Annotated in this window: 11 protein-coding genes; 7 read left to right on the top strand and 4 right to left on the bottom strand. The window is 31.6% G+C overall.

All coding sequences use genetic code 11. The annotated features are described in order from the left end of the window. Window positions 1-26: 26 nt before the first annotated feature. Both NH341_RS13090 and NH341_RS13085 read left to right on the top strand, forming a co-directional pair. Entirely contained in the window at window positions 27-1,196 is a 1,170-nt protein-coding gene (locus NH341_RS13090; protein ID WP_073183286.1) for a histidine decarboxylase, read from the top strand. 54 nt (window positions 1,197-1,250) lie between these two features. Then, entirely contained in the window at window positions 1,251-1,892 is a 642-nt protein-coding gene (locus tag NH341_RS13085) for an outer membrane beta-barrel protein (RefSeq protein ID WP_073183457.1), read from the top strand. A 42-nt stretch (window positions 1,893-1,934) separates the two neighbouring features. Here the strand turns inward: NH341_RS13085 and NH341_RS13080 are convergent, their stop codons facing one another. The 3 genes from NH341_RS13080 to NH341_RS13070 all read right to left on the bottom strand — a co-directional run bounded on the left by NH341_RS13080 (window position 1,935) and on the right by NH341_RS13070 (window position 4,927). After that, window positions 1,935-3,032: a methyltransferase gene (locus NH341_RS13080; protein ID WP_253057166.1), complete on the bottom strand. Its 1,098-nt coding sequence runs from the start codon at window positions 3,030-3,032 to the stop codon at window positions 1,935-1,937. A 20-nt stretch (window positions 3,033-3,052) separates the two neighbouring features. Beyond that, the gene (locus tag NH341_RS13075; RefSeq protein WP_047789608.1) at window positions 3,053-4,585 is read right to left on the bottom strand and encodes an FMN-binding glutamate synthase family protein; all 1,533 of its coding nucleotides are present in this window, start codon (window positions 4,583-4,585) and stop codon (window positions 3,053-3,055) included. 90 nt (window positions 4,586-4,675) lie between these two features. Then, window positions 4,676-4,927, bottom strand: coding sequence for a type B 50S ribosomal protein L31 (locus NH341_RS13070; RefSeq protein ID WP_047789607.1), 252 nt, complete (start codon window positions 4,925-4,927; stop codon window positions 4,676-4,678). Between the two features lie 197 nt (window positions 4,928-5,124). Here NH341_RS13070 and NH341_RS13065 point away from each other — a divergent pair, with 197 nt between their 5' ends. Then, window positions 5,125-6,165, top strand: coding sequence for a glutaminyl-peptide cyclotransferase (locus tag NH341_RS13065; RefSeq protein ID WP_159490643.1), 1,041 nt, complete (start codon window positions 5,125-5,127; stop codon window positions 6,163-6,165). A 9-nt stretch (window positions 6,166-6,174) separates the two neighbouring features. After that, a complete protein-coding gene (locus NH341_RS13060) occupies window positions 6,175-7,671 on the top strand; it encodes a hypothetical protein (RefSeq protein ID WP_253057165.1) in 1,497 nt (498 codons plus the stop codon). A 760-nt stretch (window positions 7,672-8,431) separates the two neighbouring features. On the opposite strand, the gene NH341_RS13055 is transcribed toward NH341_RS13060, so the two are convergent. Beyond that, a complete protein-coding gene (locus NH341_RS13055) occupies window positions 8,432-9,721 on the bottom strand; it encodes an amidohydrolase family protein (protein ID WP_159611818.1) in 1,290 nt (429 codons plus the stop codon). A gap of 74 nt (window positions 9,722-9,795) precedes the next feature. Between NH341_RS13055 and NH341_RS13050 the strand changes: the two genes are divergently transcribed. From NH341_RS13050 to NH341_RS13040, 3 genes are all read left to right on the top strand, one after another. Beyond that, window positions 9,796-10,476, top strand: coding sequence for an SDR family oxidoreductase (locus NH341_RS13050; RefSeq protein WP_159611820.1), 681 nt, complete (start codon window positions 9,796-9,798; stop codon window positions 10,474-10,476). 140 nt (window positions 10,477-10,616) lie between these two features. Continuing rightward, the gene (locus tag NH341_RS13045; protein WP_047789602.1) at window positions 10,617-11,210 is read left to right on the top strand and encodes a SprT-like domain-containing protein; all 594 of its coding nucleotides are present in this window, start codon (window positions 10,617-10,619) and stop codon (window positions 11,208-11,210) included. Window positions 11,211-11,217: 7 nt separating this feature from the next. Then, complete coding sequence (locus NH341_RS13040) at window positions 11,218-12,279, top strand: mannose-1-phosphate guanylyltransferase (RefSeq protein ID WP_047789601.1); 1,062 nt, start codon at window positions 11,218-11,220, stop codon at window positions 12,277-12,279. The last annotated feature ends 19 nt before the right edge of the window (window positions 12,280-12,298 follow it).

The following is a 12,298-nucleotide window of genomic DNA, read 5'->3' as shown; positions in this document are numbered from 1 at the left end:
CATTTGCCCGCTTAAATTTTAATACTATGGTTAACGAAGGGAAATTATCATTAGAAAATCAACAAAAACTAGATAAATTACAAGAAGAATTAGCTTCTGCTCGCGATACTTTTTTAGGATATCCTGTATCAAAAGATTTCGATTATTCAGAATTAAATAAATTTTTTCAATATCCAATTAACAACCTTGGTGATCCTTTCGAACAAGGCACTTATCGTGTGCGAACCCATGAAATGGAACGTGAGGTTATTGCATTTTTCGCAAAACTATTTAGAGCAAATCCGAAAGACTTTTGGGGATATGTTACCAACGGTGGTTCAGAGAGTAACCTGTATGGTTTATACATTGCTCGTGAATTATTTCCTAAAGCTATGGTATACTATTCTGAATCTACTCATTATAGTGTACGTAAGAATATCCATTTATTAAATATCCCAAGTATTGTAATTAAATCGCAAGAAAATGGCGAGATGGATTATGAAGATTTTGAAAACACTGTTCGTATGAACCGTCACAAACCAGTAATTGTATTGGCAACTTTTGGTACAACGATGAAAGAAGCAAAAGACGATATAGGTAGAATTAAAGGAATTTTAAGCAACCTTGCTATCCAAGACCATTATATTCATTGTGATGCTGCCTTAGCTGGCTCTTTTGGACCGTTCATGCAACCTCGTCTCCCTTTCGATTTTATGGATGGTGCTGACAGTATATCTATTAGTGGACATAAATTTATTGGTTCACCAATACCTACTGGTGTCTTAATGGCTAAACGATCTAACAGAGACAGAATTGCTAAAGGAATTTCTTACATCGGTTCTTTTGATACTACTATTACAGGCTCTCGTAACGGACATTCTCCTTTATTCTTGTGGTATGCCTTAAAACAATTAGGTGTTGAGGGTCTACAACAACGTTACCTACATAGCTTAGCTGTAGCTGAATATTGCGAAGCTGAATTACAAAAAATTGGAGTAAATGCTTGGAGAAACCCAAATGCAATTACTGTTGTATTACCAAAAACTCCACAAAGTATTAAAGATAAATGGCAGTTAGCTACTGAAGGGAACATTTCTCATGTTATTTGTATGCCTAACGTAACAAAAACTCAAATTGATGAATTTGTAAATGACTTAAAAAATTGTACAGAACAAATTATTGAGGAGGAATTTTCCTATGATTTTTCATTAAGCTAACCTTTTATTAATCTAAGACAAGTACTTTTGATTGCTTTAAAAGAAAATTTAATTATGAAGAAATTATTATTAAGTACAATGCTATTTGCATTGTCATTTGCTTATGGGCAAGGAAAAAAAGAAAATGAAAAATTAACTATTGAAAAAGGCACGTGGTATGTTGGCGGGAATGTTTCTTTAGGACACACCAATTCCGAATTTGAAGATTCACCTAATACTTCTAAGTATTTTAATTTTAACTTCTCCCCTAAGATAGGTTATACTTTCAACGACAACTTAATTCTAGGGTTGGGCTTAGGGTATGGATACACGGAAAGCGAGTCAGGAAACACAACAAATAATCAAGTAAACACAACTAATCATTTTAGAGTTTTCCCTTACATCAAAAAATATTTTCCTGTTGGAAAGAAATTGACTATTTCGTTACAAGGAGAATTTAGGTATAGCTATTCAGAATATGAAAAAAATGACGTTTTAAATTCTAATGGAGGGCATACAAACGAGTATTTTATTGGTGTTCGACCAGGAATAACTTATTTCTTAAACAAAAATTTAGCTTTAGAGGCTAACATAGGAACTTTAGGATACAATAATGCTACACAAAAGTCCGGGAGTCCATCAAAAAGAACTTGGAGTTCTTTCAACTTTAATATAAACTCAACTGATTTAATGTTCGGTTTATCATATTATTGGTAGTATTAAAGTTTACAAATCAAACAAGAAACGCTAAGAAAATTCTTAGCGTTTTTTTATACATTCTATTATTTGAAACTTTTTATTTTGTTCTAACACACTCACCGAAGAAAAAAGCTTTATTAGGTGTGTACTATAATTCAAATGTGAATTAGCAACTAACAAAAATCTTCCGTTGTTTTTCAAACAATTTTCTACTCCTTTAAAAAGGTTTAGTGCCACTTCAATATTATTCTCATATTCAAAATGAAAAGGAGGGTTCGATACTACTAAATCAAAAGAATTTTCTTTTACCCCCTCTAAAGTATCATCACATAAAAATTCTGCTTTTTTTCCTTCTAAGTTAATTTTAGATGATTCTATAGCTAAGTTAAAATCATCTACTAAAGTTACTGCTGCTCGTGGATTTTGATTAGCAACTTCATAAGCTATAATTCCATTTCCAGAAGCTACATCTAATACTTTTAACTCCTCTGTTTTAACTTCTAAATTTTCTAAGAAAAATTGCGTTCCTATATCTATGCTTCCAGAAGAAAACACACCGTAATATTGCTGTAAGACTTTGCTTTTCCAATGGATGGTATTAATTAGATCCTTATGCTTGACTTCTTTTTTAGGTACTTTTAAAATCAACAAACGTGCTTTTTTCCATGCTTTTGACTGAGTAACCTCTTCAAAATATTGTTCAGCAACTTTTATAAAAGAAACTGAAAAATATTTAGTCATAAACCCACAAACTACTTCAGTATTTTCATGTGAAGCTTTATGTATTTGTTGTAAAAACAACTCAAACAACTCTAATGTCTTTGGAATTTTAATCAATGCTAAATCAATACTCTCTAAGTTGTCTAAAGGAGTTTTAAAATCGACTTCCGTAGAAATGTTATTCAGTTTTAAATTTTGACGAATTGCTTTTTGCTGACTAGCATACGTCCAAACAGTCGTAACTTTTTTATGCTGTAAAGCGCAATTCCACACTCCAAAACGGTCATTAAAAAGGTGTAACCCCTCTATATACTTATCGGTTATATAATCTAACACTAAGAGTTCAGCGTTACTCCAAGCTCGTAAACTTTTATCGGAAGTATTGGGGTAACGCTGTAATTGATATGTTTTTGAATTTATTTTTACTCTAGTATCCAATTTTAACTAGTTTTCTTTATTTAACTAACTAAAACCTTTTCTTTAGTGTAGTAAACTTTATCTAACGAAGTTATTTCTCCTGTTCTTTTTCTTCTAAAAATGTGTTTTGCCTCTACATCTTTAATTGAATCTTTTCCCATAGCTGCAACCATTTCTTTAATGGCACTAATTGTCTTATTATGGTAATTCTTTACACGCATATTCTTATACTTAACTACCAAAGCCTTTACTAAGTCCTTCTCTTGTGTTGCTACACCCACAGGACAAGTATCTAAATTACATTCACGTGCCTGAATACAGCCTAAACTTAACATAAAGCTACGAGCCATACCAATTGCATCGGCTCCTAATGCTAGATATTTAATCACATCAAAAGCATCAATAGCTTTACCACTTGCAATAATTTTTATTTGGTCTTTTAGTCCGTATTTTTTCAACATCTTATTTACAAAAGATAGTCCTTCTAATAACGGTGTACCAATGTAGTTTGAAAACTCTAAAGGTGCTGAACCTGTCCCTCCTTCTCCTCCATCAACAGCTATATAATCAGGGTAATTATTAGCATCAGCAAAAGCTTTAATCATCGCTTCGATTTCATCGTTGTCTCCAACACAAAACTTAATTCCTATTGGTTTACCTCCTGATAACTCTCTTACTTGCTGAATAAATGCAACCATTTCGTCAAAATTAGAAAAAGCATCGTGTGCCGGTGGTGAATCTACTCGTGTAAAAGGCTCTACAGAACGAATTTCAGCAATTTCTTTCGTGTTCTTTTTTGCTGGAAGAATTCCACCATGACCTGGTTTAGCTCCTTGTGAAAGCTTTATTTCAACCATCTTTACCTCTTCTCTAACAGCATTTTTCTTAAAAACCTCAGCATCAAAAACACGTTTACCATTTACACTTTTCCCTGCTCCAAAATACCCTGTACCTACCTGAAAAATTAAATCTCCTCCTTGTAAATGATAAGGAGAAACTCCTCCTTCGCCTGTGTTATGAGCAAAGCCTCCCATTTTAGCACCTTGGTTTAATGCCATAATTGCATTTTTACTCAACGAACCAAAAGACATTGCAGAAATATTGATTATAGAAGAGTCATATTTTTGTGTACACTTATCTGAACCAATAAGTACTCTTTCTCCTTTGATATGATGATGATCTTTAGGGAATAGTGAATGTTTCACAAACTCATACCCTTTTGCATATACATTATGTTGAGTACCAAAAGGTACTGTTTCAATTTCTTTTTTTGATCGCTGATAAACAATACTTCTTTTTTCACGATTAATAGGCTTTCCGTTTAAATCGTCTTCAATAAAATACTGTTGAATTTTTTCTCTTTCTTCTTCAAATACCCAACGTAAACGAGCAATTACTGGAAAAGCTCTCATTAATGAATGCTTTTTTTGAATAAAAGCATCATATATTGCTAACAGAGTAACTGCTGTAGCTACTGTTAGTAAAATGTAATTTCCCATATCTGGCATGAAATAAACTAACACACCACATAAAATATTTATTACAATAACAACAGATAAGATAGTATCTCTCATTTTTTTTATTTTTTTGCAAAAATACAATTTTAGCATAAAAAAAGCTCTGACATATAGCCAGAGCTTTCTTGTATATTTGAATACTTGAAATTATTTTTTGAATTTCGCGTACTTATTTTTGAACTTATCAATACGCCCTGCAGTATCTACTAACTTAGACTTACCAGTGTAGAAAGGATGTGAAGTTCTTGAAATTTCTAATTTAATTAATGGATACTCAACTCCTTCTACTTCTAAAGTTTCTTTTGTGTTAGCAGTTGAACGTGTTAAAAAAACATCTCCGTTAGACATGTCTTTAAACGCTACCATTCTATAATTTTCTGGATGTATACCTTTTTTCATCTCTTGTAAATTTAAAATCTTTTATTTTTGTTGAAAAAATTATAAAGTTGGTAAAGCTTTATAGTTCTTTCATATATCAAAAACCTGCAATGGCTATTTGAGGGTGCAAATTTAACCCTTTTTTTTAATTTGCAAACAAATAATTTGCTTTAATTTGTAGTACATCTTTATAAACTATAGAAAATAACATTTTATATATGCGTTTTTATAAACTTTTATCATTAGGATTAACTACTTTACTCATAACTTCTTGTAGTGAAACTAATTACAAATTTAAATTAAACACTACTAAAAAAACCACTCTAGGCGAAAAAGCCGCTATTAAGTTTGAACAATTGAAGGGGGAGCAGATAGATTCTGTACACCTTTATGTAAACAACAAACGTGTAAACACTAACGAAACAAGTGTTACTATTAATACTGCCGATTTTGGTGTAGGAAAACATGCTGTTACCGCATTGGCTTTTTATCCTAATAAATCAAAAAAATTAAACAACTCTATTGAGATTTTAGCAAAAGAGGCTCCTGCTGTATACTCTTATAAAATTGTAAACATTTACCCACATGATAAAGGAGCCTATACTCAAGGACTAGAATATAAAAACGGTTATTTATATGAAAGTACGGGGCGAAACGGTGAATCTACTTTACGAAAAGTTGAATTAGAAACTGGAAAAGTTTTACAAAAGATAGATTTGGATGAAAAATACTTTGGTGAAGGAATGACCATTTTTAATAATAAAATTTATTGGTTAACATGGCACGCTCGAAAAGGATTTATATACGATTTTGAAACATTTAAACAACTTGGCAGCTTTAATTACACCAATAGTAATCAAGGATGGGGATTAACACATAACGGTTCTGAGCTTATTAAAACGGATGGAAGTAACAAAATTTGGTTTTTAGACGCCAATAATCAGCAAGAAAAAAGAAGTGTTCAAGTATACACAAACAAATATCCCGTTGATAATTTAAATGAAATTGAGCTAATAAATGGTAAAATTTATGCTAATAAATGGCAACAAAACTCAATAGTTATTATCAATCCAGAAACAGGTGTCGTTGAAGGTGTAGCTAACTTAAATGGATTGAGAGATATTGTTGCTAAAGATCAAACTTTGGAGACTCAAGATGATGTACTAAACGGAATTGCATATGATTCTGAAAACAATCGTTTATTTGTTACAGGAAAACATTGGGGAAAATTATTTGAAATAGAATTAATCAAACAATAATCCTAAACCATGAAAAATACCCTTCCCATACTAGCACTTATTCTATCCATTATTGTAATATCTTGTAGAAAAGACTTCAATACAGTACCTAGTTATGGGAAGTTACAGTTTTCAAAAGACACCGTATTTCTAGACACTGTTTTTAGCAATATAGGTTCTGCTACGTATAACTTAAAAGTATACAATAAGAGTAGTAAAACTATTACAATTCCAGAAATCAAATTGGAAAATGGAAATACTTCAAATTATCGATTGAATGTAGATGGATTAGCTGGTGACAGTTTCAATAATATTGATATTTTGGCAAATGATAGTATTTATATTTTTATAGAAACTACTATTAATGTTAACACCATTACCGATCCTTTATATACTGATAAAATATTATTTGATAATGGAGAAAACCAACAAGATGTAGATTTAGTTACTTTAGTACAAGACGCTCATTTTATTTTTCCTTCTAAAAACAGTTCGGGTATTGAAACATTAACTATTAATGGTAAAGAAACCGAAATTCAGGGTCGCTTTTTAACTGACGAAGAACTAACCTTTACTAATGAAAAACCTTATGTCATTTACGGTTACGCTGCTGTACCATCAAGTAAAACACTAACAGTTGAAGCCGGAGCTAAAATTCATTTTCACAATAATTCAGGCTTAATTATTGATAAAGATGCAAACTTTAAAGTGAATGGAACTTTAGATGAAAAAGTAATTTTTGAAGGAGACCGATTAGAACATCAGTTTAGCGAAATTCCAGGACAATGGGGAGCTATTTGGATACGTGAAGGTAGTTTTAACAACGAACTAAATTATACTCAAATTAAAAATGGAACTGTTGGACTTCTTGTTGACGGACAAGATACCTCCTCTCCCACGCTAACAATAAAAAATACTGAAATATATAACAGTTCAAACTATGGTGTTTTAGGTAGAAACACACATATTGAAGGAGAAAACTTAGTAATAGGTAGCGCAGGACAATCTGCATTAGCTTGTACTTTTGGTGGTAAATATAACTTTGCCCATGCTACTTTTGCTAACTTTTGGAACAATAGTATTCGTCAATTACCTTCGGTTTTAGTCAACAACCACATTAGTTATCTTAATAATGATAACCAAGAAATTACAGAGACTAATGATTTGGTTACCGCTAACTTTATAAACTGTATTATTGAAGGAAACAACAACGTTGAATTTATTCTTGATAGAATTGATGGTACAACCTTTAATTACTCGGTTGAAAATTGCTTAATAAAATTTAATGACCTTAATAATTCATTCACAGATAATACTGAATTGAATTTTAATGATACTGAACATTATCAAAATAACATTTTAAACGGAGAGCCTAACTTTAAAGATGTTACTAAAAATGAGTTTATCATTGGTGAAAATAGTGATGCTATTAATAAAGCTAAACCTTCTACTGTTTCTAATGATATTTTAGGTGTAGACAGAAGCACTTCCCCTGATATTGGAGCTTACCAACATACTAATTTTTAACTCTTCAAAAAGAGTCATTAAACATTAAAATATTTATCAAGCGATATATAGCTTACAAGCTATAAAACGAATTCAAGTTAAAAAATATGTTACTTGTTTTTTTCGTTACATAACTTACCTGTAGTACACTTCTTTTCAACCTAAAAAACACTCCATTCATCGAATTAAAAGTAAAAGAGCATAGAATCTAAAATATATTTGTAGTGTATTTGTTTCATTCATAGTAATAAAATAGATTAATTAGTTTGGTTAGTTGAGAGCTATTCTTTATTAATAAACATTGAATAGCTCTTTTTTAAAAAAGAAATCATTAAACATCAAAATATTTGTCGGGGGGCAACACTATAGATACGTATCTATAAATAAAAGGAATGCTGAGCATTCCTTTTTTGTTCTTTTTTATAAAATCTTTCCAAAAATAAATTCAAATTAAAAAACATGTTACTTGTTTTTTTTCGTTACATAACTTATCTGTAGTAGGCTTCTTCTCAACCTAAAAAACAATCCATTCATCGAATTAAAAGTAAAAGAGCATAGAATCTAAAATATATTTGTAGTGTATTTGTTTCATTCATAGTAATAAAATAAATTAATAAGTTTGGTTAGTTAAGAGCTATTCTTTATTAATAAAATTGAATAGCTCTTTTTAAAAAAAGAAATCACTAAACATCAAAATATTTGTCGGGGGGCAATACTATAGATATATATCTATAAAAAAAGGAATGCTTTGCATTCCTTTTTATTTTTAACGTACTGTTTTTCAATTCATAATTTCTTTATAAACCCTCCCACCTTTCATCACAAAAACTACTTTTTCCATCGTATGAATATTTTGAATAGGATCTTCTCCTACTGCAATGATATCTGCTACAAACCCTTTTTTAATCTGTCCTAACTCATTTTTCATGCCTAATAATGCTGCATTAGTCACTGTTGCAGACTGTATCGTTTCTATAGCAGGCATTCCTGCTTCAACCATGTACCCAAACTCTTTTCCATTCTTACCATGTTTAAAAACTCCTGCATCGGTACCAAAAGCTATTTTTACACCCTTTTTATAAGCTCTTCCAAAAGTTCCTTGTATTTGTGGACCAACAGCCAATGCTTTAGGCACTACAATTTCTGGATAAAAGCCTTTTACTTTAGCCTTCTCTTCTACTTCTTTTCCAGCTGTAATAGTTGGTACCAAATATGCATCGTATTTTTTCATCAACTCCATTGTTTCATCACTCATATAAGTTCCATGTTCAATCGTTTTTACCCCTCCAATTATAGCACGTTGCATTCCTTCATCTCCATGAGCATGAGCCGCTACATGCATTCCGTAATCTTTAGCTGTTTCACAAATTGCTTTTATTTCCTCAATAGTAAACTGCGGATTGTCTCCGCTTTTGGCCACACTTAATACGCCTCCTGTAGCTGTAATTTTTATACAATCTGCTCCATTTTTGTAACGCTGTCTAACCGCTTTTCGAGCATCTTCTACCGAATTTACCACTCCTTCTTTTGGCCCAGGGTTTCCTATTAGCTTTCTACTGCTTCCATTTGTTGGGTCTGCATGCCCTCCTGTCGTTGCTAAAGATTTCCCCGCAGTAAACACTCTCGGACCTACAATTTTTCCCGCTTTAATTGCCTTAGCTAAAGAAATATTAACCCCTGTTCCTCCCAAATCTCTTACCGTGGTAAAGCCGTTTAACAAAGTGGTTTCGGCAAACTTAACTGAGTTATAAGCTCTATCAGCATCATTCAAAATATATTTTTCCAGTCTTGTTTTCGGACTATGTTCACTTTCAATATGCACATGCATATCAATCAATCCAGGCATTACCACCTTATCTTTCAAATCTATCGTTATATCATCAGTGTTTTCAGGGTTCACATATCCTTTTAACACATCAATAATCTTGTTACCTTTTACAATTATAGTTTGTTGTTCTTTTATTTTACCTTTTTCTGTATCAATTAATTTCCCACAAAATATATAGGTATTTTGAGCAAATGTTGTGATTGACATTGTTAGGAGAACCGCTAAAAAAAGTCTTTTTTTCATGATAATTTAAGAATGATTAAACAATAAATGTAGTGATTTTTATGTAGCTTGCCTTTTTAAATTTTGACAATTACATGAAGAACGTTGTTATTACAGGAACTAGTAGAGGTATTGGTTTTGAATTAGCACAGCAGTTTGCTAATCAAGGACATCAAGTATTAGCCTTATCAAGAAACACAAAACCTTTAGAACTGGTTAGCCACCCAAACATCACTATTATCTCTGTTAATTTATCGAACGAAAGAGATTTACAAAAAGCAGTTGAATTTGTTTCAACTAAATGGAAAGAGGTAGATATCCTTATCAATAATGCAGGAAAGTTGGTTAACAAACCTTTTGAACAACTAACTACGCAAGATTTTGAAGAGGTTTATAAAGTGAATGTTTTTGCAGTTGCTGAATTGACTAAAACCCTTCTACCGTTTATGCAAAAAGGGAGTCATGTGGTAACAGTGAGTAGTATGGGTGGAATTCAAGGAAGCATGAAATTTCCTGGATTAGCTGCCTATAGCTCTGCCAAAGGTGCTGTAATTACCTTATCAGAACTATTAGCAGAAGAATACAAAGAACAACAAATAGCTTTTAATGTATTAGCCTTAGGCGCTGTACAAACAGAGATGTTAGAAGAGGCTTTCCCTGGTTATGAAGCTCCATTATCTGCTAAAGAAATGGCTAATTATATTTTTGATTTTGCTTTAACTGGTAATAAATATTATAACGGAAAAGTGCTACAGGTTTCAAGCTCTACTCCATAATAAAATAACGTGTATCACTTTTAATGATTTTCGTTTAACATAACTGAAAAGAAAATTGTATCTAGAAGTATTAGTTAATTCTCGATACAATTTTTTATTTTTTCATTTTATTTCAAAATAAAAACCGCTCGAACTGACTTTTGAAAAAAACACTAATTAAATACATCCCCAAAGAAGCAATTCCATTAGTTGAATATTTAATTATTGAGCATAAAATCAATTTGAAAATAGTAAGTGAACGCCAAACCAAACATGGTGATTTTCGTCGCTTACCAAATGGTCACATGCAAATTACAGTAAATAACAACTTAAACCCTTATCAATTTTTACTGACGTTAATTCATGAAATTGCACATCATGTTACGTATCAAAAATTTGGAAGAGTACAACCTCATGGTAAAGAATGGAAAACAGTTTTTCAACATTTAATGTTACCTTTTTTACAGCCAGAAATTTATCCAAAAAATATTCTGCCATATTTAGCCAATTATTTAAAAAATCCTAAAGCCAGTACAGATACCGATACAAACTTATCGTTAGCTCTACGAGGAGGTAAAGCAGAAAATGGAAAGCATTTTATATTTGAAGTTCCTGTAGGGAGTGTTTTTAAATTTAAAAATATTTTATATAAGAGAGGAAATAAACGAAGAACTCGTTATGAATGCTTAAATTTAAACAATAAAAAAACCTACTTATTCAATCAAAACGCAGAAATTGAATTAATAAAAACTTAAAATTCTTATGAAGAATAATTATTACGCAGTAATTATGGCTGGTGGCGTAGGTTCTCGTCTTTGGCCTGTAAGTACAGAAAACAATCCTAAACAATTTCATGATTTATTAGGAACTGGAGAATCTTTATTACAAAAAACCTTTTACAGGATCAATCAATTAGTTCCTTCTAAGAATATTTTAATTGCTACGAATCAACGTTATAAAGAATTAATATTAAAACAACTTCCTGAGATTAGCTCAGAACAACTACTTCTTGAACCTACAATGCGCAACACAGCTCCTTGTATTTTATATGCTGCATTAAAAATCCGTCAGCAAAATGAAAATGCTGTGATGTTAGTAGCCCCATCAGATCACTGGATAGAAAACGAAACCGAATTCCTTAAAAACATAGAAACTTCTTTTAACGCTTGCTCAAAGGAAGACATATTAATGACTCTAGGAATACAACCGAATCACCCAAATACGGGGTATGGCTATATTCAATTTGAAGAAAATGCTTCTGAAATAAAAAAGGTACAAACGTTTACCGAAAAACCTAATCTAGAAAAAGCTACTCAGTTTTTAGCGAGTGGCGACTATTTATGGAATGCTGGTATTTTTGTTTGGTCTGTTTCTAGCATTTTACATTCCTTTAAAAAACATCTTCCTGAAATGGTAAACATTTTAGAAACCGAAGATAACGTGTACAACACTAATTTCGAAGATGATTTTATTAAAAGCAACTATGAGAAGTGCGAGAATATTTCTATCGACTTCGGAATTATGGAACGCTCTGAAAAGGTACACGTACTCCCTGTAGATTTTGGTTGGGATGATTTAGGTACTTGGGGTTCTTTATATAACAAACTTGATAAAGACACTCATCAAAACGCAACAGTTGGAGCTACAACTATTTTTAAAGATGCCAACGGGAATATGGTTAGTACTAAAAATGGCAAAAAAGTAGTAGTTCAAGGATTACAAGATTTTATTATTGTAGAAAAAGATGATGTATTAGTTATTTGTCCACGTAAAGACGAACAAGACATTAAGCAACTACGAACTGAAGCAAAAGAGCAATTTTAACAAACTACCTCTATCTTTA

Source organism: Tenacibaculum sp. XPcli2-G, assembly GCF_024124505.1.
GTDB classification, from domain to species: domain Bacteria; phylum Bacteroidota; class Bacteroidia; order Flavobacteriales; family Flavobacteriaceae; genus Polaribacter; species Polaribacter mesophilus.
Note: the sequence above shows the minus strand (reverse complement) of the source record. Positions and strands in the feature narration are given on the sequence as shown.

What these genes read in the sequence shown, in the direction of transcription:
- NH341_RS13090 (WP_073183286.1), top strand. Translation starts at nt 27, where the DNA reads ATGGTTAACGAAGGGAAATTATCATTAGAAAATCAACAAAAACTAGAT.
- NH341_RS13085 (WP_073183457.1), top strand. Translation starts at nt 1,251, where the DNA reads ATGAAGAAATTATTATTAAGTACAATGCTATTTGCATTGTCATTTGCT.
- NH341_RS13075 (WP_047789608.1), bottom strand. Translation starts at nt 4,585, where the DNA reads ATGAGAGATACTATCTTATCTGTTGTTATTGTAATAAATATTTTATGT.
- NH341_RS13070 (WP_047789607.1), bottom strand. Translation starts at nt 4,927, where the DNA reads ATGAAAAAAGGTATACATCCAGAAAATTATAGAATGGTAGCGTTTAAA.
- NH341_RS13065 (WP_159490643.1), top strand. Translation starts at nt 5,125, where the DNA reads ATGCGTTTTTATAAACTTTTATCATTAGGATTAACTACTTTACTCATA.
- NH341_RS13060 (WP_253057165.1), top strand. Translation starts at nt 6,175, where the DNA reads ATGAAAAATACCCTTCCCATACTAGCACTTATTCTATCCATTATTGTA.
- NH341_RS13055 (WP_159611818.1), bottom strand. Translation starts at nt 9,721, where the DNA reads ATGAAAAAAAGACTTTTTTTAGCGGTTCTCCTAACAATGTCAATCACA.
- NH341_RS13050 (WP_159611820.1), top strand. Translation starts at nt 9,796, where the DNA reads ATGAAGAACGTTGTTATTACAGGAACTAGTAGAGGTATTGGTTTTGAA.
- NH341_RS13040 (WP_047789601.1), top strand. Translation starts at nt 11,218, where the DNA reads ATGAAGAATAATTATTACGCAGTAATTATGGCTGGTGGCGTAGGTTCT.